Origin of the sequence: Sphingobium sp. Z007, assembly GCF_900013425.1 — a bacterium.
Classification (GTDB): domain Bacteria; phylum Pseudomonadota; class Alphaproteobacteria; order Sphingomonadales; family Sphingomonadaceae; genus Sphingobium.
This window is the reverse complement of the sequence record NZ_FBXK01000005.1, coordinates 1159511-1178550: the sequence shown is the minus strand read 5'-3', so window position 1 is coordinate 1178550 and position 19040 is coordinate 1159511. Positions and strand designations below refer to the sequence as shown.

The window sequence follows — 19040 nt, the reverse complement described above, 5'->3', positions numbered from 1 at the left end:
TTAATAGACACCCGCAGCCCTCAAAACGTCCCCCGTTTCTCGAACCCACCCAACCCCTCGACATCCACCTCAGCCACATCAATCCGCGCGACCTTCGCCGCCGGTGGCCCATCCTGCGCCAGCGCGACAAACCGCGCCACCGCCGCCGCCTCGCCCTCCACCAGCGCCTCAACGCAGCCGTCCGCGCGGTTGCGGACCCAGCCCGCGAGGCCCAGTCCGCGCGCCGTTTCTACCGTCCAGGCGCGATACCATACGCCCTGAACCCGGCCATGGATCATCAGGTGACGCGCCACGGGCGGCATCACTTGACCCGCTTGATCCAGGTCTGCCCGCCTTCGCGGACTTCGGTGATGAAATTGGGGATGGCGGCGACCAGGTCGGACAGGCGCTTATAGCCATAGTTGCGCACGTCGAAGCTGGAGCGGTTGCCGACCCGCTGACCGACCGGACCCAGTGCCACGAAGCCGCGCTCGTCGCGCTTGGCCTCGTCATAGGCGTCGATCAGCAGGCGCACGACTTCGGGATCGACCGCCTTGCCGGGCGTGGGCGCGGCGGCAGGCGGCGCGACCGGGGCGGGCGCGGCCTGGGGGACGGCTTTCGCTGGTGCGGCTTTGGCGGGCGCAGCCGGGGCTGCGGCCCTCACCTGTGCCTTGGCCACCACCGGCACTTCGGCGGGCTTGAGCGCCGCGACATTCAGGAACCGTGTGCAGGCACGGCGGAAGCCTTCGGGCGTGTTCGCCGACCCAAAGCCATAGACAGCGATGCCCTGCTGCCGGATGCGCGTCGCCAGCGGGGTGAAGTCGCTATCGCTGGACATCAGGCCGAAACCGTCGACCCGGCCCGATGCCATCAGGTCCATGGCGTCGATGGTCATCTTCATGTCGGTGGCGTTCTTGCCCTTGGTCAGGTCGAACTGCTGCTGCGGCTCGATCCCCTGCGCGATGGAGAGCGCGGCCCAGGTCTTGAGCGTCGCCTTGCTCCAATTGCCATAGGCGCGACGGATATTGACCGTCCCAAGCTCCGCCAGGACATTCATCACCGAATCGAAATGCGCCGCCGACGCATTGTCCGCATCGATCAGCAGGGCGATATTGCCCCGACCTTCCAAAACGCGCCCTTCCTGCAATAACGCCATCGCGCCTGTTCCTTTATGCGGGCGAGAAGGCGCCGCTATCCTCGTCCAAAATGTTCAACACGCCGTCTGCGATCGCAAAGAAGCTGCCGACCAGCTTTAATTCGCCCTTGCGCTCCTTGGACCGGACGCAAGGGAAGGTGCGCAGATTGGCGAGGCTCACCTTCACCGCTTCCTGCTCCATCGCCCGTTCGACGTCCCGGTCGCGCTGCGCACCATAATGGCCGATCACGATATTGCGGGCATCGTCCAGCAATTCGATCCAGTTATGAATGAAGCCGCCTTCGCCCGGCGGTGCGTCCTTCAGGTCTTGGCTGAGCGCCGCCTTGCAACCCCCGCATTTGCCATGGCCCATGACCACGATCTCGCCAACTTTGAGCACCTGAACCGCAAATTCCAGCGCGGCGGAGACGCCATGATGGCCCGGCGCGGTTTCGAACGGCGGCACCAGTGCGGCAACATTGCGCACGACGAAAATCTCGCCGGGGCTGGTATCGAAAATCTGCGCCGGATCGACCCGGCTGTCGGAACAGGCGATCACCATCACGCGCGGCGCCTGCCCCTCGTTCAATTCGTCCCAGCGCGCCCGCTGCTGGTTCCAGCCGGTGTCGCGAAAACGGCGATAGCCATCCAGCATGTCGGAAAAATCACTCATCGCCAGCGATGTGCCGGACAAATAGGGGGCTGGCAAGAGCGTCCCTGCATCGCTATCTGGGGCGCATGAACGACATCAGCCCGATCCCCATGCCCGGTCAGCCCGCAAGCCCGGAGCGCGCCCGCAAGCCAGACTGGATTCGCGTCAAGGCGCCGACCAGCCCGGCCTATCATGAAACACGCAAGCTGATGCGTGACAAGGGCCTCAACACCGTGTGCGAGGAAGCGGCCTGCCCCAATATCGGGGAGTGCTGGACCAAGAAGCATGCCACGGTGATGATCCTGGGCGACGTCTGTACCCGCGCCTGCGCCTTCTGCAACGTCAAGACCGGGATGCCGCGCAAGGTCGATGTCAACGAACCGCAAAACCTGGCCGACGCTTGCGCCGAAATGGGGCTGGAACATATCGTCATCACCTCGGTCGACCGCGACGACCTGCCTGATGGCGGCGCGTCGCAATTCGTCAAGGTGATCGAGGCGCTGCGCCGCACGACGCCGGGCACGACGATCGAGATTTTGACGCCCGACTTCCGCAACAAGCATGAGCGCGCGGTCGAGATGATCGTCGCCGCACGGCCGGACGTCTATAACCATAATCTGGAGACGGTCCCGCGCCTCTATCCGACCATCCGCCCCGGCGCGCGTTACTATGCGTCGCTGCGCCTGCTGGAGTCGGTGAAGAAGTTGGACCCGTCGATCTTCACCAAGTCCGGCATCATGCTGGGCCTGGGCGAAGAGCGTCTGGAGGTCCATCAGGTGATGGACGACATGCGGTCGGCCGACATCGACTTTCTGACCATGGGCCAATATCTGCAACCCACGCCCAAGCACGCCAAGGTGATCGACTTCGTGACCCCGGCGGCGTTCACCGCTTATGCTGGCATCGCGCGGGCCAAGGGCTTCCTCCAGGTCGCCTCGTCGCCGCTCACTCGGTCCAGTTACCATGCGGGCAAGGATTTCGCCGAAATGCGCGCCGCGCGTGAAGCGAAACTGGCCAAGACGGCGGCGAAGGCCTGACGTCCAGATGCCCAAGCATGAAGAAACGCGTCACCTTCCCTATACGCCGACGCAGATGTTCGACCTGGTGTCGAATGTAGAGGCCTATCCGGAATTTCTGCCCTGGATCAGCGCCATTCGTGTGCGGTCCGATAGTGATACGGAGATGGTCGCCGACATGATCGTCGGCTTCAAGGGGGTGAAGGAGAGTTTCACCTCCCGCGTCATCAAGCATCGACCTGATCATGTTCGGGTCGATTATCTCGACGGACCGCTCAAGCATTTGCACAATGAATGGCGCTTTCGGGATGACGGGCAGGGTGGGGTGATGGTCGATTTCGAAGTCGAGTTCGAATTTAAGAACCGGCTGTTCGAAATGCTGGCCGGCCAGTTTTTCGACAAGGCGCTGCGCAAGATGATCGGCGGGTTCGAAACCCGCGCGGCTGCGCTTTACGGGGCGGGCGCGTCCGGCAACAGCAGTTCCAGCGCGCACAACGCCGCCTGAAGGCGGACGCCGCCGCGCCCATTATTTTCGAAATGGCGCATGTCGGCGACAACCTTGTCCGCCGCAGCACCGCGTTCGGCGCGGGCGAACACCACGGTGCCGACCGGCTTCTGCTCGCTGCCGCCGCCTGGCCCCGCAATGCCGGTAATGGCGACCGCGACATGGGCGTGGCTTTGCTTGAGCGCGCCTTGCGCCATCGCCCAGGCGGTGGCGATCGACACGGCGCCGAATGTATCCAGCACATCATGCGAAACTTTGAGAAGTTCAGCCTTCATGTCGTTGGAATAGGTAATAAAACCGGCCTCGAACACGTCGGAAGACCCTGCGATTTCCGTGAGCGCCGCCGACACCAGCCCGCCGGTGCAGCTTTCCGCCACCGCGATGGTGCGTCCAGTGCGGCGGTTGGCGATGATGACCTTTTCGGCGAGTTCGACCAGTTCGGCCGGAAGGACTGTATCGGGCATGAGATCAGGATAGCGCGGGAACGGACAGGGTGGCAACTGCTTGTGCGGCGATGCCTTCGCGCCGCCCGGCAAAGCCCAGCCGCTCCGTCGTCGTCGCCTTCACGCTGACCCGGTCCAGGGGGAGGGCCAATATATCGGCGATCCGCGCGCGCATGGCGTCGCGATGCGGGCCGATCTTGGGCGCTTCGCAGATGATGGTCAGGTCGATATGCTCGATCACACCATCCCGCGCCGCCACCCGGTCCCGCGCATAGGCCAGGAAGCGGTCGGACGACGCGCCACGCCATTGCGGATCGGACGGCGGGAAATGGCTGCCGATATCTCCCTCCGCCAGCGCCCCCAGCATCGCATCGACGATGGCGTGGAGCGCTACATCGGCATCGCTATGCCCGGCAAGGCCCCAATCATGCGGCACCAATATGCCCCCCAGCCAAAGCTCTTCGTTGGGCGCAAGGCGGTGGACATCATAGCCCATGCCGACCCGCGTCGAACGCGGCGTCGCCTGTTGCGCTTCGGCGCGGGCAAAATCCAGCGGATAGGTCAATTTCTCTAGCCTCTCATCGCCTGGCACCAATAGGACGTCATGGCCCCAGCCTTTCAAAATCTGTGCATCGTCGGTCGCTTCCCGCGCGGCATCCCACGCGCGGTGCGCCGCCACGATGGCGTCGAAGCGGAAAGCCTGCGGCGTTTGCACCCGATGCAGTCCGTCCCGCTCCACGCCATCGCCCATGGCTCCGCTCGCGTCGCGTATCAGCGTATCGGCGACCGGCAGCGTCGGAATGGCCCCCGTCCCGCTCTCCAGCGCCGCCAGCAGACGATCGACCACCGCAGCGGGCAGGAAAGGGCGGGCGGCATCATGGATCAGAACGATATCCGCGCCGCCCCGCGCCGCGATCGCCTCCAGCCCCGCGCGCACCGATCCACGCCGGCTGTCGGCACCGGTTACGAAGGATGCGACCCGTTCGCCGAGCAACGCGCGGGCGGTCGCTTCCTGCCCTTCGCCCAGCACGATATGAATCGCATCGATGCCGCCATGCGCCGCCAGCGCATCATAGGCATGGGCCAGTACGGCCTTGCCCGCGATCATGCGATATTGTTTGGGTGCGTCGCCGCCCGCCCGGTTGCCCTGGCCCGCGGCGACGATTAGCGCGACGATCTTGCTTTTGGATATCATACAGCGCCGCATAGCGGGTCGCGGGACCGACCGGAAGAGGCGGTGGGCCGAAAGGGCCAGCGCCTTGCCGCGCGCTTCAATTTCCGTTAAAGCCTGCCTGTTTTTTAGGCAGTATCAAAAGTAAGACCATGCGCAGGCTTTCCCCTATTTCCATCGGCCCGATCACCATCGACATGCCGGTCGTCCTTGCCCCCATGACCGGCGTAACCGACATGCCCTTCCGCACGCTGGTCCGCCGCTATGGCTGCGGCCTCAATGTGACGGAGATGATCGCGTCGGCGGCGATGATCCGCGAAACGCGCCAGTCGCTGCAAAAGGCGGCCTGGCATCCGCTGGAAGAACCGGTGTCGATGCAGCTTGCCGGCTGCTCGCCCACGGAAATGGCCGACGCCGCCAAGCTGAATGCCGATCGCGGTGCGGCGATCATCGACATCAATATGGGCTGCCCAGTGAAAAAGGTCGTCAATGGCGACGCGGGCAGCGCACTGATGCGCGACCTGCCGCTCGCCGCCTCGCTCATCAAGGCGACGGTTGAGGCGGTGGACGTGCCGGTCACGGTCAAGATGCGCATGGGCTGGGACCATAGCAGCCTCAATGCACCCGAACTTGCCCATATCGCCGAGGATCTGGGCGCCAAGCTCATCACCGTCCACGGCCGCACCCGCTGCCAGATGTATAAGGGCAGCGCCGACTGGGCCTTCGTCCGCTCGGTCAAGGAGGCGGTGAAACTGCCGGTGATCGTCAATGGCGACATCTGCTCGGTCGAGGATGCCGACATGGCGCTGGCGCAGAGCGGCGCGGATGGCGTGATGATCGGCCGCGGCGCCTATGGACGGCCCTGGCTCATCAGCCAGGTCATGGCCTGGTTGACCGACGGCACGCGCGTTCCCGACCCTACGCTGGCCGAACAATATCAAGCGATCATAGGCCATTATCACGCCATGCTCGGACATTATGACAACTATACCGGTGTCAATATGGCGCGCAAGCATATCGGCTGGTACACGAAAGGTCTGCCTGGATCGGCCGAGTTCCGCAACAGCGTCAACCAGGAACCCGATGCGAAGACGGTGCTTGATATGCTCGCCCGCTTCTATGAGCCGCTGATCGCCACGGGCCTTCACCCGACGGAATTGCGCCGGGCGGCATGAATGGCGTTCTGACTTCCCATTCACCGTCTTATCCACCGCCACGCATGGCCCAGGACGGGCCTTCGCTCAGCGAACAGATGACGGCGCTGCCAGTGGCGACGCTGGTGGTGAAGCCCGATAACAGCATCGCGGAAGCCAATGTGCGCGCCGAAACCCTGCTTAACATGGCGCGGTCCGCCATCGTCGGCAGCGACGTCGCGCGTACCATACGCATCGCGGAAGCGGGCGCGCGCTTCGACATCTGGCACAGCAACAAGCCGATCGCGGCCTATGATATCAAAGTTCACGCCGGCCGCACCGCCGAGATGGAGGTCGATCTGATGATCGCGCCGATCGTCGATCATGACGGCTGGCGCGTAGTGTCGCTCCATGCCCAGAGTCAGGCGCGCAAGATCGGCCATCGCGGATCGGCCGGCGGCGCGCGATCGGCCATGGGCGCGGCGGCGATCCTGGCGCATGAGATCAAGAACCCGCTGTCGGGTATCCGTGGCGCGGCGCAACTTCTGGAAGGCGGCCAGGGCGGGCGCGACGCCGCCCTGACCCAGTTGATCTGCAACGAAGTGGACCGGATAGCGGCGCTGATCGATCGGATGCAAGACTTCACCACCGATCGGACGCTGGAGTGCCAGGCCGGCAATATCTATCCGCTGATCGACCGGGCAGCGGGAATCGCAGCGGCAGGTTTTGCAAAACATATAAAGATCATAAAACATTATGATCCATCCTTGCCATTCGCCAACATCAATGACGACGCGCTGGTGCAGGTCATGATAAACCTGCTCAAGAATGCGGCGGAGGCGCTGGAGCATGTCGCCAAGCCGCGCATCCGCGTCGAAACCGCTTTCCGCCATGGCGTGTCGGTGGTGGTCGGCGACGGCAAGGGCAGCGCGGTGCTGCCGATCGAAATCCTGGTCATCGACAATGGTCCCGGTGTGCCCGAACATATTCTCGATCATCTCTTCAACCCCTTCATCACCGGCAAGCGGGACGGGCAAGGGCTGGGCCTGGCCCTGGTGGACAAGTTGGTCCGCGATATGAGCGGCTTCGTCCAATATAGCCGCGACGTGGAAGCGGGCGAATCCACCTTCCGCATCCTGCTGCCGATGGGGATGGGGTGATGGGCGCGACCGGCACGATCCTGGTGGTCGATGACGATCCCGCCATCTGCGTAGTGGTAGGCGAAGCGCTGCGGCGGCAGGGCCACCGGGTCAAGACCGCGGCCTCCATCCGGGAGCGCAGCGCGCTGATGGAGAGTTTCGCGCCCGATGTGCTGATTACCGACGTCATGCTGCCCGACGGTGACGGGCTGGACGGCGTGGCGGAGATATTGGCGACCAAGCCCGACCTCAACGTCATCATCTTGTCGGCGCAAAACACGCTCAACACCGCGATCCGCGCCACCGAAAAGGGCGCGTTCGAATATCTGCCCAAGCCCTTCGATCTCAACGAACTGACCCGCGCTGTCGCCGATGCGCTCGGCACCCGGCAAAGCGCGGAGGAGCCGGAGGGCGATGTCGGCCTGCCCCATGACGGCCTGCCGCTGGTCGGGCGCTCGCCGGCAATGCAGGAGGTCTATCGTACCATCGCGCGGGTCCTGTCCAACGACCTGTCCATCCTGGTGCTGGGCGAATCCGGGACCGGCAAGGAACTTGTTGCCGAAGCGATCCACAGCCTGGGCCAGCGCCGCACCAAGCCCTTCATCGCGATCAACATGGCGGCGATCCCACGCGAACTGATCGAAGCGGAACTGTTCGGTTATGAAAAGGGCGCCTTCACCGGCGCCCATGCCCGCACCGCCGGCAAGTTCGAACAGGCGCAGGGCGGCACGCTCTTCCTCGATGAAATCGGCGACATGCCGATGGAGGCGCAGACCCGGCTGCTGCGCGTGCTGCAATCGGGCGAGGTGACGACTGTCGGCGGGTCGAAACCAGTGCGAGTCAATGTTCGCATCATCGCGGCGACCAATAAGGATCTGTCGCTGCTGATTGAGGATGGCCGCTTCCGTCAAGATCTCTATTATCGCCTGAACGTCGTGCCGATCGCGCTGCCTGCATTGCGCGAACGGCGCGAGGACGTCATCCTGCTCGCGCGCCATTTCCTGGAACGCGCGGCGCAGGAGGGGTTGCCGCGCAAGTCGCTGGCCGACGATGCCGCCCAATTGTTGATGACCTATCACTGGCCGGGCAATGTGCGCGAATTGCAGAATATGATGCAGCGCCTGTCCGTCCTCAGCCGCGAAAATGTCATCACCGCCGAGATATTGCGCCATATGCTGCCGATGGATGCGATCCCGGCGGATTATGCCGCGCCGACGGATCATCTTGCGCATGCCGTTCGCGACTGGGCCAAACGGCAACTGGGCGTGGGGCTGACGCAGCCCAATCGCGCGCTGCATGACGATCTGCTCGCCGTGGTGGAGCCGATCCTGTTGCAGGAAGTGCTGGCTAGCGTCGATGGCAACCAGATTCGCGCGGCCGGTCTGCTGGGCATCAATCGCAATACGTTGCGTAAGAAATTGACCGATTATAATCTCGACCCGATGCAGTTGCGGCTGAACGATTGATCCGCATCAGTCGCAAATCAGGACGAACCGACGGTCTGCATCGACCAGCGACAGCCTTCTGCCCAAATACTGTGTTTGAACGGGCACTAGGGTTGTTGTAACAATGCCACTATGAACGGCGTGACCACACTCCCCAGGCGGGCATCGGCATGGCGGAGGACGCTTTCGGTAGCCTCGCGCAATGGTCGGCTTGCGGCGCTGGTCGAAGGGGTGACGCTGGTCCTGTTCCTGGGCATGGCGGGGCTGACCTATCATATACTGTCGGGTAGCGGCCAATCCTACACGCTGCTGACCCCACCGATCGTCGCCCTGCTGCTGGTGGCCAATCTGGTCCCGGCGATCGCCCTGCTGGTATTCCTGGGCCGGCGAGTCGCCAAACGACGCGCTTCGCAATCGGCGATCGGCAGCGAGGGGCAATTGCACGTCCGGCTGGTCGCCATCTTCTCGATCGTCGCCAGTGTGCCGATGCTGCTGGTGGTGATCTTCGCGTCGCTGCTGTTCCAATATGGTGTGCAATTTTGGTTTTCCGACAGTGCGCGCGGCATGTTGCAAAACGCCAGCGACCTGGCGCGCGGCTATTATGAGCAGAATTTGCGCGAAGTGGGCGACGAAACCGTCACCATGTCAAGCGATCTGCGCAAGGAACTGGCGAATTCCCAGGTCAGCAGCCCACGCTTCGCCGAATATCTTCTGTATCAGGTGGTCGGCCGCAAGCTGAGCCGCGCGGCGATCATCGAGCTGGGGGCGGACGGCATCGTGCGCACTGCCGCCACGGTCGATCCCGAAAACCGCCCCGCGGCCGACAAGCTGACCCCCGAAGTCATCCGGCGGCTGGGCGGGGGGGAGACGATCGTCGTCCAGACCCGCAACAGCCAGATCGAAGCGGTCACGCTTCTCTACCCCAAGTCCAAAATCTATCTCTACGCCGCCCGCAACGCGGACAGCTCGTCCTTCTCCAATGTGGCGCGGGCGCAGAAAGTATTGTCGGACTATGATCTGTTCGCGGCGCAATCGCGCGCGCTCCAGCTGCGTTTCAATATCGCGCTGTTCGTGGGATCGCTGCTGCTGGTGGGCATCGCCGTCTATATCGCGCTGGCCGTCGCCGACTGGATGGTGCGCCCTGTGAACGAACTGGTGACCGCCGCCCGGCGCATCACCGCGGGCGATCTGTCAGCCCGCGTCACCAGTCCGCAGGCGCGCGACGAGATCGGCACGCTCGCCGCCGCCTTCAACCGCATGACCCAGCGGCTGGAGGCGCAGACCGGCGCGCTGGTCGCGGCCAACAGCCAACTGGACGAACGGCGCGCCTTTATCGAAGCGATCCTGTCGGGCGTCAGCGCCGGCGTGCTGTCAGTCGATTTCAAGGGCGTCGTGCAACTGCTCAACAGCTCGGCCGCTGCGATTCTGGTCGATGAAGGCGGCGACGATCCGGTCGGTCGTTCCTTGGTCGACCTGTCGCCCGAACTGGCCGAATTCGTTGCGTCGGACGAAGGCGCGGGTATCGTCCAGGTACGCGCCCATGGCGATTTGCGCACGCTGGCGGTGAAGCTATCGCAGGATGCCTCACGCCATATCCTGACCTTCGACGACATCACCCAGCAATTGTCCGATCAGCGACGGGCCGCCTGGTCCGACGTCGCACGGCGCATCGCGCATGAGATCAAGAATCCGCTGACCCCGATCCAGCTCGCCGCGGAACGGCTGCAACGCCGCTATGCGCAGGAAATCACCAGCGACCGGCCGACCTTCACCCGCCTGACCGGCACGATCGTCCGGCAGGTTGGCGATCTGCGCCGCATCGTCGATGAATTTTCCTCTTTCGCCCGTATGCCCAAGCCGGTGTTCCGGCGCGAAGCAGTGGGCGATATCGCCCGCCACGCGCTGTTCCTGCACGAAGTCGCGCACCCCGACATTGAATTCGACTATCAGACGGACGACCCCGACATGGAATTGGTCTGCGATCGGCGCCAATTAGGGCAGGCGTTGACGAATATCGTGAAAAATGCCGTGGAAGCGATTGAACAGAAACCTGTTCTGGAGGATGGGGGGCGCCGTGGCCATGTTCGCATGCGTGTGGCGCATAGACCGGACGGGGACATCGTCATCACCGTGGTGGACGACGGCATCGGACTGCCGCCCGAACGGGACCGCATATTGGAACCCTATATGACCACGCGGTCCAAGGGGACGGGTCTTGGGCTGGCCATCGTCAAGAAGATTATCGAGGAGCATCTGGGGGAAATCCGCTTCGACGATGCACCGGGGGGCGGGGCGTGCGTAACCCTGCGCTTCGCCGCGGGGGCGCTGGAAAAACTGGAAGACGGGCAGGTAATCGCCCTGCCAAAAGGAAAAGTGACGGCCAATGGCGCTTGATATTCTGATAGTCGACGATGAGGAGGATATTCGCGATCTGGTCGCGGGTGTGCTCGAAGATGAAGGTTTCACCACCCGCACCGCCGCCAATAGCGACAGCGCGATCGATGCGCTCGATGCCCGTCGTCCCTCGCTCGTTCTGCTCGATGTCTGGTTGCAGGGATCGCGGATGGACGGGCTGGAACTGCTGGAAGAGATCAAGCGTCGCGATCCCACCGTGCCGGTGCTGATGATATCCGGCCATGGCAATATCGACACCGCCGTCGCCGCCATTCGCAAGGGCGCGGCCGACTTCATCGAAAAGCCGTTCGAGGCCGACCGTCTGCTCCACCTCGTGTCGCGCGCGACCGAAACGGAGCGGCTGCGGCGGGAAAATCAGGTGCTGCGCGCCCGCTTCGGCCAGGATGACGAACTGACCGGATCGTCGGCGTCGATCAACGGCGTGCGCGCCACGATCAAGAAGGTCGCCGGCACCGGCAGCCGCGTCCTCATCTCCGGCCCCGCTGGCGTCGGCAAGGAAGTCGCCGCGCGGATGCTCCACAGTTGGAGCGGCCGCGCCGATTCGCCTTTCATCATCGTCGCAGCCGCGCGGATGGACCCGGATCGCGTTGAAGAAGAACTGTTCGGCGTCGAAGACCCCAGCGGCCTCGTCCGCCCCGGTTTTCTGGAACAGGCCCATGGCGGCACGCTCTACATCGACGAAATCGCCGATATGCCGATCACGACCCAGGGCAAGATATTGCGCGTTCTGACTGACCAGAGTTTCACCCGCGTCGGTGGCCAGCGCGTGGTGAAGGTGGACGTTCGCGTCATCTCCTCGACCGCGCTCGACCTGGCGGGCGAGATCGAGGAGCGTCGCTTCCGCGAGGATCTTTTCTACCGTCTCAATGTCGTGCCGCTGGCGATCCCGCCACTGTCCGAACGGCGCGACGATATCCCGCCGCTGGTCGAACATTATCTGGCCCGCTTCGCCGCCGAACGGCGCGTACCGCCGCCGGAAATCGCCAGCGACGCCATGGCCGCGCTCCAGGCCAATGAATGGCCGGGCAATGTCCGCCAACTGCGCAATGTCATCGAACGCACGATGATCCTGGCGCCGGGCGACCGGATCGGACGGATCGAACTCGACATGTTGCCGCCCGAACTTACCAACAGCGGCGGCGGGGAGGGGATGGGCCAATCCTCCATCATGGGTGCGCCGCTGCGCGAAGCGCGCGAGAGTTTCGAGCGGGAATATCTACGCATCCAGATTCGGCGCTTCTCCGGCAACATCTCGCGGACAGCGACCTTCATCGGCATGGAGCGGTCCGCGCTGCACCGCAAACTCAAGCTGCTGGGCATCACCGAAGGCAAGGATTAGCGGCGTCTGGCCAATCGATTGCTGGACGTTGGTTAAAGCGCATCTGCGCCATGGACGCTCCTTCGCAATTGCGATAGGATTGCCCCGCTCCCGACTGGCGGGGGCAAGCACGACATCCTGCTTAAGGGTGCGAGAGCGGGCAACGTCCCGCCAAGAATAAAGGATGGCGACGACCATGGCCGACAAAGTGAACAACCTTCAGGATATCTTCCTCAACAGCCTGCGCAAGACAAAGACCCCGGTGACCATGTTCCTGGTCAAGGGCGTCAAGTTGCAGGGCATCATCACCTGGTTCGACAATTTTTCCGTGCTGCTGCGCCGCGATGGCCAGTCGCAACTGGTCTATAAGCATGCGATCTCCACCGTCATGCCGGCCCAATCAATGGATCTGACCGATCTGCGCAAGGCCAGCGACGGCAATGGCAAGGGCAAGCTGCTCCAGGAAATCTTCCTGTCGGCCGTCCGCAAGTCGGGCAGCCCGGTCACGATGTTCCTGGTGAACGGCGTCATGCTCCAGGGCGAAATCGCCGCCTTCGACCTGTTCTGCATGTTGCTCGAACGCGACGGCATGGTGCAGTTGGTCTATAAGCACGCCATCTCGACCGTTCAGCCGCTCCATGCGCTCGACCTGAGCGGCGAGAATGAACAGGACGATTGATCGCATTTCCTGTCTGATCGCATAATATCGCCATGCTCCCGCGCCGGTGGGAGTCCAGTCCGCCTTTCGGCACTGGACTCCCACCGGCGCGGGAGCATGCTGCATTTTGAGGCGTTATACTGCCATGGCCATATTCAACCGCGATTCCGATGACGAAGTGGCGCGCGGCGCGCGCGCTGTCGTCGTTCATGCCGAAACCCACAATGGCGACCGCCGGGACAGCGACGCCCGGCTGGAGGAAGCACGCGGCCTGGCGCTGGCGATCGGCATAGACGTGCGCGCGTCCCAGGCGTTCCGCGTGCGCGACCGCAAGCCCGCGACCCTGTTCGGCAGCGGGCAGGTGGACCAGATCGCGACCTTGGCGCGGCAGGAAGAGGCCGACCTCATCATCGTGGACAACAGCCTCTCCCCGGTGCAGCAAAGCAATCTGGAAAAAGCGTGCGAAGCCAAGGTCATCGACCGCACCGGGCTGATCCTCGAAATCTTCGGCGAACGCGCCGCGACCAATGAGGGCCGTCTCCAGGTCGAACTCGCCCATCTCGATTATCAGGCGGGCCGCCTCGTGCGCAGTTGGACCCACCTCGAACGGCAGCGCGGCGGCTTCGGCTTCCTTGGCGGTCCTGGTGAAACCCAGATCGAGGCGGACCGGCGCATGATCCGCGACCGCATGGCCAAAATTCGCAAGGAACTGGATCAGGTCACCCGCACCCGTGGCCTGCATCGCGCCCGGCGTCAACGCGCGCCCTGGCCGGTGATCGCGCTGGTCGGCTATACCAACGCCGGAAAATCGACCCTTTTTAATCGTATGACCGGCGCTGACGTCATGGCGGAAGACCTGCTCTTCGCCACACTCGATCCCACCATGCGCCAGATCGCGCTGCCGGGGCTGGACAAGGCGATCCTGTCCGACACGGTCGGCTTCGTCTCCGACCTGCCCACACAATTGATCGCCGCCTTCCGCGCGACGCTGGAAGAAGTCTTGTCCGCCGACCTCATCGTCCATGTCCGCGATATCGCCCATCCCGATAGCGATGCGCAGCGCGACGATGTGCTCGACGTGCTGGGCGAACTGGGCGTTGCCGGCGAAGCGGCGCTGGATCGCAAGGAAGGGGAGCCGGACGCGCCGCCGATCCTGGAGGCCTGGAACAAGCTCGATCTACTGGGTGAGGAAGATGCCGCACTCGCGCGCGAAACCGCGTCCCGCCGCGATGATGTCGTGTTGCTCTCCGCCTTGACCGGGGAGGGGGTGGACATGCTCCAGCGCACGATCAGCGATCGCATGACCCGCGGCGCGAAAGTCTATGGCCTGCGCGTGCCGGTGTCCGATGGCGCTACGGTCGCCTGGCTCCACGAACATGGCGAAGTTTTGTCGACGATCGTCGAGGATGAAGAAAGCCGCGTCGACGTCCGCCTGTCGGACGCGGCCTTCGCCCGCTATTCCAAGCGGGGTGAGGAGTAGGGCTTGATAACTTTACATTGACCCGTTCGCTTCGAGCGAAGTCGAGAAGCGGGAAGCGCTGCCTATGCGTTTCTCGACTTCGCTCGAAACGAACGGAACAAGATCGGTCGACCTAACGTCATCGCGCTCTAGAGCGGCTTTCGGCGTTCAGTTTGCGTTACGCCAGCGCCTTTTCCACCACGGCAATGGCCTGGTCCAGCGGCTTGGCGCGGTCGCAATCGTTACCGCATACATGCTGCTGGTTGCGCAGCTTTTGCAGAATATCCTGTGCGGCATCCCGGTTGCCCAGGCGGATTTCGGCCAGAGCCAACCCGGACATCGCGCCGGGATAGCCGTTGCGCCCACGGTACAGGCTTTGTTCGAAATAACGCCGCGCGCCCGCTGCATCGCCCATGCCCAGTCTGGTGACACCCTTGAGGAAACGGACCTGCCGGCTGCTCGTGCGGCCGATCAGGTCGGTCAACAGGCTATCGGCCTGCACATAGTCGCCGGATGCGATCAGGCCCTGTGCACGGCTCAGATCACGATACGAACCGCCATTGGCGCTGTGAAAATTATCTATGCCATAGCCTGTGATGGGCGCGGCCATCCGCGTCGGGACGTTGATGGTGATACCGCTAATGCCGTGCGTTTGAGCATGAGCGGGCGCCGCAACGGCGACGCACAGTGGCAGAAGGATCGTGACACGCATGGCTTTCCTCCATCTTGAGGCAGAAAAGCTATAAACGCTGTAAGGCCTTGTCAAATATAAGTTTCAAGTCCGAACCTTGTCTGGATCATGTCCGTCCCGTTGAGGGGGCCTTAGACCGGTTTTTCCCGCTGCTTGGCGCGTTGCCACAGCGCTTCTTTGTCATCCAGCGTCAGCCCGGCAAAGCGCTCACCCGCCATATCCTCGATGGCGCGGAAGCGACGATCGAATTTCGCATTCCCCTTGCGCAGAGCCGCTTCCGGGTCGACCTTCAGATGGCGCGCCAGGTTCACCACGGCGAACAGCAGGTCGCCGACTTCCTCCTCGCGCTCGTCCTGCGTGGCCGCTTCGCGCACCTCGTCCAGCTCCTCGATAATCTTGTCGATCACGCCGGCCGTATCGGGCCAGTCGAAGCCGGTGCGGGCGGCGCGCTTCTGCAATTTTTCGGCGCGCAGCAGCGCGGGCAGGGCGATCGCCACCCCGGCCAGCGCGCTGGGGTCCGGGTCCTTCGCCGCGCGCTCGGCCGCCTTGATCGTCTCCCACTGGGCATGGCCATCCTCGCGCCGGGTGCCGTCTGCAAAGACATGGGGATGCCGGCGGATCATCTTTTGCGTGATGCCGTCGATCACGTCCTGCATGGCAAAATGCCCGGCCTGTTCCGCGATCCGGCTGTGAAAGGCGACCTGGAGCAACAGATCGCCCAGTTCGTCACGCAGCGCATCCATGTCCGCGCGTTCGATCGCATCGGCCACTTCATAGGCTTCCTCGATCGTATAGGGCGCGATGGACGCGAAATCCTGCGCGATGTCCCACGGGCAGCCCGTGTCGGGATCGCGCAACCGTGCCATGACGTCGGCAAGCGGCATGATGTCGGCGGGGCTGGCTTTGCTCATGAGTGAATCCGGCATGGTAGCTTTCTGAGATAGCACGGAATGTCTGCCGTGTCTGGCGAGTAACTGTTACCGAAACAATTATGCAATGATCGACGGCGTTAAATTTGAAACAGATGAACATTTCATCAGTGTCTGGACGAAGCAATTTTATTAGCTTTAACTTAGGCTATATGTAAGGCAGTATGCGTCTTAAACGGAGGGATCATGGCCTTTATGACTAAAGAAGATACGGTATGCGTTCAATTCGCAGGGCGTAGTTTTTTTCTCGACACGGCAGGAGGCATGGACCGTGTTGCTGCAACAATTGCAGCGGGAAACTATGAAGTACCCCTGCCGATTATGCTAGCGGCCATGGTTTCCCGAGTGCCTGGAATGTTTCTCGATGTGGGAGCAAATGATGGTGTGTACAGCGTCATTGCTGCGGCGATAAAGCCCGATTTGAGAATTGCTGCTTTTGAACCTGTTCCTCAGATTGCAAACTTATTAAGGCGCAATATTGAGCTTAATGACATTGCGGGACGAGTAGATATTTACGAATTGGCTCTTAGCGATAGCGAAGGGATCGTGCCGATTTTTCTTCCTGATCCCGCGCATGGACTGATTGAAACTTCGGCTTCTCTTGAAGAGAATTTCATAGTTGGTGCTACTCCTGCGATGAGTGTCAGAACTACAAAACTGGATAACCTAACACTTCCTGCTGCAATCGGCGTGGCCAAAGTAGATATAGAAGGGTTTGAACTGGAGTTCATTCGCGGTGCAGAGGAAACAATTCGACGCGATCGCCCCGTTATATTCGCAGAAATGTTAAGTAGGGTGGAGCGAAAATTTCCAGAGATAACCCAACGTATGATCGATATGGATTATTTGATGTTTCGCCTTCGTCCTGATGCTGCAATTCTTTCACACTGGATTTCATTTGATCAGCAATCATGGAATTATTGTCTGTTACCGCGCGAGAAAATGAATGTTTTTAGGGAATGTTGCGTAACGCATCAGTTGGAAATACTTGCGCCGGCTTAATTTCCTTCTACGTAGAATGGGCGCTCGTAATCGCTTAGGGATGGAGGCCGAATAAGTAATTCCAAAAATTACCTTGTCGACGTTTAAATCGGTGATGATTTTCATGCCTTATGAGTGCCAAATTGAATAGCGATAGACTTTGTTGAAAAGGCAACGGGGTTAGAATTGGCCGGTTTTTGACGTCGATCTGGAATAGCCCAATGCCAACGCCTGTTACTGCTGATTAGAGAAGACACTATCTCCGCTAGATAGAAATGACACCATTTATAGCAGCAGGGTCGGCGCGGAGCCATCGGCCTAGCGCAGCGCAGACCCTGCTGATACGCTGACCTTGGGGTGGTGAACCATGGACCCGCTGCTCTGCAGTGGGCCCGCTCATGTCTTCTGAACGAACCTGAGCGTGCCGCGTTCGCGCAACTCTGCATCGCTCAGCCTGGGACCGCGCTTGAGCTTCGAACCACCCAGTTTGCGGCGATCGATCTTCGTGGGTGGTTCTGGCTCGGGGAACATATGCATGGGCTGGTCACGGCGGGCAGGGGCGTCGTTGTTGCGCTTGCGGTGATGGGGCATGATCGCCTGCATCTGCTTTGCCAGCAGCAACGCCGCGTCCAGATGCTTGTTCTCGACAATGGCAGGCTGGTTCACCTGCCGCATCTTGTCGAACTGGCGATAGGGCAGGACATGGCCCTCATGCTCGATCTCCAGTCGGCCGTCGGGATATTCACAGACCGTCACCCGCTTGCGCGCCAGATTCAGGCTCACATCGTTCGGCTCCAGAATGAACATCGCCTTGTTGTAATGCAGCGTCAGCGCCGCCGTCACGGTCCGCTGCTCCCGCCAGACCATGATCGCGCGCAGATCGTCATGCGGGGCGAGGGGGCGGTGCAGATCGCGGACATCGAAGGCGGGTCGGGCGAACCGCTCGTTGTGCCTGACCATATAGCTGTCGAGAAAGGCGTTGGCGTCCATGATCGACGAGATGCCTTCCAGGCGCATCGCTTTCACCAGACGATCCTGCAAGGTGGCATTGGCCCGTTCGACCCGGCCCTTGGCCTGCGGCGAGTTGGCGCAGATGATCTCGATGTTCAGAGCATCCAGCGCGCGGCCAAAATGCGTCATGCCGTCGCCACGAGCGGCGCTGGCCCGCGCGTTCCGGAAAACGCTGTGCTTATCGGAATAAAAGGCCACCGGCTTGCCGTGTTGCTCGATGTACGCCCGGGTCGCCTCCATATAGGCGAAGGTGCTCTCGCTCTCGACCATCCTGAGGTGCATCAACTCGCTGGTCGCGTCGTCGATATACACCAGCAGGGTGCATTGCGGCCCGCGATCTTCGAACCAGCAATGTTTTGAGCCGTCGATCTGGATCAGCTCGCCTCGGCAATCCCGGCGATAGCGAGGCTGATACGGGCGAGGGCGACGGGCCTGACAATCCTTCCAAAGACCGGCGTCCATCATCAACTTGCGCAGTGTCTCGCAGCCGATCCTGATGCCATGGCGCTCAGCCAGATACTCACGCGCCAATGTCGGTCCGAAATCCGCATAATGCTCCCGGACCAGCGCAACGACCTTTTCGCGGAAGGCATCGCTGTGCCGGCGGTTACCCGGGCGGCCGCGCTTGCGGGACATGAGGCCGGCGGCACCATCTTCGCGGAGCCGGCCCAGCAGCCGGAATATCTGCCGGCGCTTCAGTCCAAGCAGCGTCGCCGCATCCTCAATCCGAAGTTCGCCGCGCTCAACGCGCATCAGTGTATCAAATCTCGATAGCTCGCCTTGGCTCATCGCCAGCACCGTCATAGTCTGATCCTCCCGTGGGAAGACCATGAACACCGCGTTCGCCGCCAAGGCCAAAGAGTGTCATCTCTATCTAGCGGAGGGGTGTCATTTCTAAATGGCACCTACACGACTAAATGTCCGATAATATATCTTATGTTAAATACATATCGTCTCACG

At 62.1% G+C, this 19040-nt stretch carries 18 protein-coding genes; 10 read left to right on the top strand and 8 right to left on the bottom strand.

From position 1 onward, the window contains the following. Positions 1-20 precede the first annotated feature (20 nt). From CEQ44_RS13600 to CEQ44_RS13590, 3 genes are read right to left on the bottom strand one after another with little or no spacing between them, the layout of a single operon-like run. Positions 21-302, bottom strand: coding sequence for an acylphosphatase (locus tag CEQ44_RS13600; protein WP_088185554.1), 282 nt, complete (start codon positions 300-302; stop codon positions 21-23). Further along, a complete protein-coding gene (locus CEQ44_RS13595) occupies positions 302-1135 on the bottom strand; it encodes an NYN domain-containing protein (RefSeq protein ID WP_088185553.1) in 834 nt (277 codons plus the stop codon). The genes CEQ44_RS13600 and CEQ44_RS13595 overlap by 1 nt, the downstream gene beginning before the upstream one ends. A 13-nt stretch (positions 1136-1148) precedes the next feature. Then, on the bottom strand, positions 1149-1787 hold the full coding sequence (locus tag CEQ44_RS13590) for a carbonic anhydrase (RefSeq protein WP_088185552.1): 639 nt from the start codon (positions 1785-1787) through the stop codon (positions 1149-1151). An 8-nt stretch (positions 1788-1795) separates the two neighbouring features. On the opposite strand from CEQ44_RS13590, the gene lipA reads away from it, so the two are divergent. Then, positions 1796-2803 (top strand): lipoyl synthase, encoded by a 1008-nt coding sequence (gene lipA, locus CEQ44_RS13585; protein ID WP_088185551.1) that lies wholly within the window; start codon positions 1796-1798, stop codon positions 2801-2803. Between the two features lie 7 nt (positions 2804-2810). After that, positions 2811-3287 (top strand): type II toxin-antitoxin system RatA family toxin, encoded by a 477-nt coding sequence (locus CEQ44_RS13580; protein WP_088185550.1) that lies wholly within the window; start codon positions 2811-2813, stop codon positions 3285-3287. Here CEQ44_RS13580 and CEQ44_RS13575 read toward each other — a convergent pair. Continuing rightward, the gene (locus CEQ44_RS13575; RefSeq protein WP_088185549.1) at positions 3233-3751 is read right to left on the bottom strand and encodes a CinA family protein; all 519 of its coding nucleotides are present in this window, start codon (positions 3749-3751) and stop codon (positions 3233-3235) included. The two genes, CEQ44_RS13580 and CEQ44_RS13575, sit on opposite strands and share 55 nt — an antisense overlap. 4 nt (positions 3752-3755) lie before the next feature. Next, complete coding sequence (locus CEQ44_RS13570) at positions 3756-4937, bottom strand: bifunctional 2-C-methyl-D-erythritol 4-phosphate cytidylyltransferase/2-C-methyl-D-erythritol 2,4-cyclodiphosphate synthase (protein WP_088185548.1); 1182 nt, start codon at positions 4935-4937, stop codon at positions 3756-3758. 116 nt (positions 4938-5053) lie between these two features. On the opposite strand from CEQ44_RS13570, the gene dusB reads away from it, so the two are divergent. The 7 genes from dusB (at position 5054) to hflX (ending at position 14489) form a co-directional block, all read left to right on the top strand. After that, on the top strand, positions 5054-6076 hold the full coding sequence (gene dusB / locus CEQ44_RS13565; protein ID WP_088185547.1) for a tRNA dihydrouridine synthase DusB: 1023 nt from the start codon (positions 5054-5056) through the stop codon (positions 6074-6076). A gap of 44 nt (positions 6077-6120) precedes the next feature. After that, positions 6121-7194, top strand: coding sequence for a nitrogen regulation protein NR(II) (locus CEQ44_RS13560; RefSeq protein WP_254913713.1), 1074 nt, complete (start codon positions 6121-6123; stop codon positions 7192-7194). Beyond that, positions 7194-8639 (top strand): nitrogen regulation protein NR(I), encoded by a 1446-nt coding sequence (gene ntrC, locus CEQ44_RS13555; RefSeq protein WP_088185546.1) that lies wholly within the window; start codon positions 7194-7196, stop codon positions 8637-8639. Before CEQ44_RS13560 ends, ntrC begins: the two co-directional genes overlap by 1 nt. Positions 8640-8750: 111 nt before the next feature. Further along, the gene (locus CEQ44_RS13550; RefSeq protein WP_088185545.1) at positions 8751-11012 is read left to right on the top strand and encodes an ATP-binding protein; all 2262 of its coding nucleotides are present in this window, start codon (positions 8751-8753) and stop codon (positions 11010-11012) included. After that, positions 11002-12372 carry a sigma-54 dependent transcriptional regulator gene (locus tag CEQ44_RS13545; RefSeq protein WP_088185544.1) on the top strand — a complete coding sequence of 457 codons (1371 nt, stop codon included), beginning with the start codon at positions 11002-11004 and terminating at the stop codon, positions 12370-12372. The genes CEQ44_RS13550 and CEQ44_RS13545 overlap by 11 nt, the downstream gene beginning before the upstream one ends. Positions 12373-12547: 175 nt before the next feature. Then, a complete protein-coding gene (hfq, locus tag CEQ44_RS13540; protein ID WP_066602107.1) occupies positions 12548-13030 on the top strand; it encodes an RNA chaperone Hfq in 483 nt (160 codons plus the stop codon). A gap of 124 nt (positions 13031-13154) precedes the next feature. Next, entirely contained in the window at positions 13155-14489 is a 1335-nt protein-coding gene (gene hflX, locus CEQ44_RS13535) for a GTPase HflX (RefSeq protein WP_088185543.1), read from the top strand. A 157-nt stretch (positions 14490-14646) separates the two neighbouring features. On the opposite strand, the gene CEQ44_RS13530 is transcribed toward hflX, so the two are convergent. After that, positions 14647-15180, bottom strand: coding sequence for a tol-pal system YbgF family protein (locus CEQ44_RS13530; RefSeq protein ID WP_088185542.1), 534 nt, complete (start codon positions 15178-15180; stop codon positions 14647-14649). Positions 15181-15290: 110 nt separating this feature from the next. Next, the gene (gene mazG, locus CEQ44_RS13525; RefSeq protein WP_088185541.1) at positions 15291-16070 is read right to left on the bottom strand and encodes a nucleoside triphosphate pyrophosphohydrolase; all 780 of its coding nucleotides are present in this window, start codon (positions 16068-16070) and stop codon (positions 15291-15293) included. A gap of 204 nt (positions 16071-16274) precedes the next feature. Between mazG and CEQ44_RS13520 the strand changes: the two genes are divergently transcribed. Continuing rightward, complete coding sequence (locus CEQ44_RS13520; RefSeq protein ID WP_088185540.1) at positions 16275-17090, top strand: FkbM family methyltransferase; 816 nt, start codon at positions 16275-16277, stop codon at positions 17088-17090. A gap of 375 nt (positions 17091-17465) precedes the next feature. On the opposite strand, the gene CEQ44_RS13515 is transcribed toward CEQ44_RS13520, so the two are convergent. Further along, positions 17466-18884, bottom strand: a complete 1419-nt coding sequence (locus CEQ44_RS13515; RefSeq protein WP_088185708.1) for an ISNCY family transposase — start codon at positions 18882-18884, stop codon at positions 17466-17468. Positions 18885-19040: the final 156 nt, after the last annotated feature.

Excerpts from the sequence above, each read along its gene's own strand:
- CEQ44_RS13600 (WP_088185554.1), bottom strand. The coding sequence starts at position 302 with ATGCCGCCCGTGGCGCGTCACCTGATGATCCATGGCCGGGTTCAGGGC.
- CEQ44_RS13595 (WP_088185553.1), bottom strand. The coding sequence starts at position 1,135 with ATGGCGTTATTGCAGGAAGGGCGCGTTTTGGAAGGTCGGGGCAATATC.
- CEQ44_RS13590 (WP_088185552.1), bottom strand. The coding sequence starts at position 1,787 with ATGAGTGATTTTTCCGACATGCTGGATGGCTATCGCCGTTTTCGCGAC.
- lipA (WP_088185551.1), top strand. The coding sequence starts at position 1,796 with ATGTGCCGGACAAATAGGGGGCTGGCAAGAGCGTCCCTGCATCGCTAT.
- CEQ44_RS13580 (WP_088185550.1), top strand. The coding sequence starts at position 2,811 with ATGCCCAAGCATGAAGAAACGCGTCACCTTCCCTATACGCCGACGCAG.
- CEQ44_RS13575 (WP_088185549.1), bottom strand. The coding sequence starts at position 3,751 with ATGCCCGATACAGTCCTTCCGGCCGAACTGGTCGAACTCGCCGAAAAG.
- CEQ44_RS13570 (WP_088185548.1), bottom strand. The coding sequence starts at position 4,937 with ATGCGGCGCTGTATGATATCCAAAAGCAAGATCGTCGCGCTAATCGTC.
- dusB (WP_088185547.1), top strand. The coding sequence starts at position 5,054 with ATGCGCAGGCTTTCCCCTATTTCCATCGGCCCGATCACCATCGACATG.
- CEQ44_RS13560 (WP_254913713.1), top strand. The coding sequence starts at position 6,121 with ATGGCCCAGGACGGGCCTTCGCTCAGCGAACAGATGACGGCGCTGCCA.
- ntrC (WP_088185546.1), top strand. The coding sequence starts at position 7,194 with ATGGGCGCGACCGGCACGATCCTGGTGGTCGATGACGATCCCGCCATC.
- CEQ44_RS13550 (WP_088185545.1), top strand. The coding sequence starts at position 8,751 with ATGAACGGCGTGACCACACTCCCCAGGCGGGCATCGGCATGGCGGAGG.
- CEQ44_RS13545 (WP_088185544.1), top strand. The coding sequence starts at position 11,002 with ATGGCGCTTGATATTCTGATAGTCGACGATGAGGAGGATATTCGCGAT.
- hfq (WP_066602107.1), top strand. The coding sequence starts at position 12,548 with ATGGCCGACAAAGTGAACAACCTTCAGGATATCTTCCTCAACAGCCTG.
- hflX (WP_088185543.1), top strand. The coding sequence starts at position 13,155 with ATGGCCATATTCAACCGCGATTCCGATGACGAAGTGGCGCGCGGCGCG.
- CEQ44_RS13530 (WP_088185542.1), bottom strand. The coding sequence starts at position 15,180 with ATGCGTGTCACGATCCTTCTGCCACTGTGCGTCGCCGTTGCGGCGCCC.
- mazG (WP_088185541.1), bottom strand. The coding sequence starts at position 16,070 with ATGAGCAAAGCCAGCCCCGCCGACATCATGCCGCTTGCCGACGTCATG.
- CEQ44_RS13520 (WP_088185540.1), top strand. The coding sequence starts at position 16,275 with ATGGCCTTTATGACTAAAGAAGATACGGTATGCGTTCAATTCGCAGGG.
- CEQ44_RS13515 (WP_088185708.1), bottom strand. The coding sequence starts at position 18,884 with ATGACGGTGCTGGCGATGAGCCAAGGCGAGCTATCGAGATTTGATACA.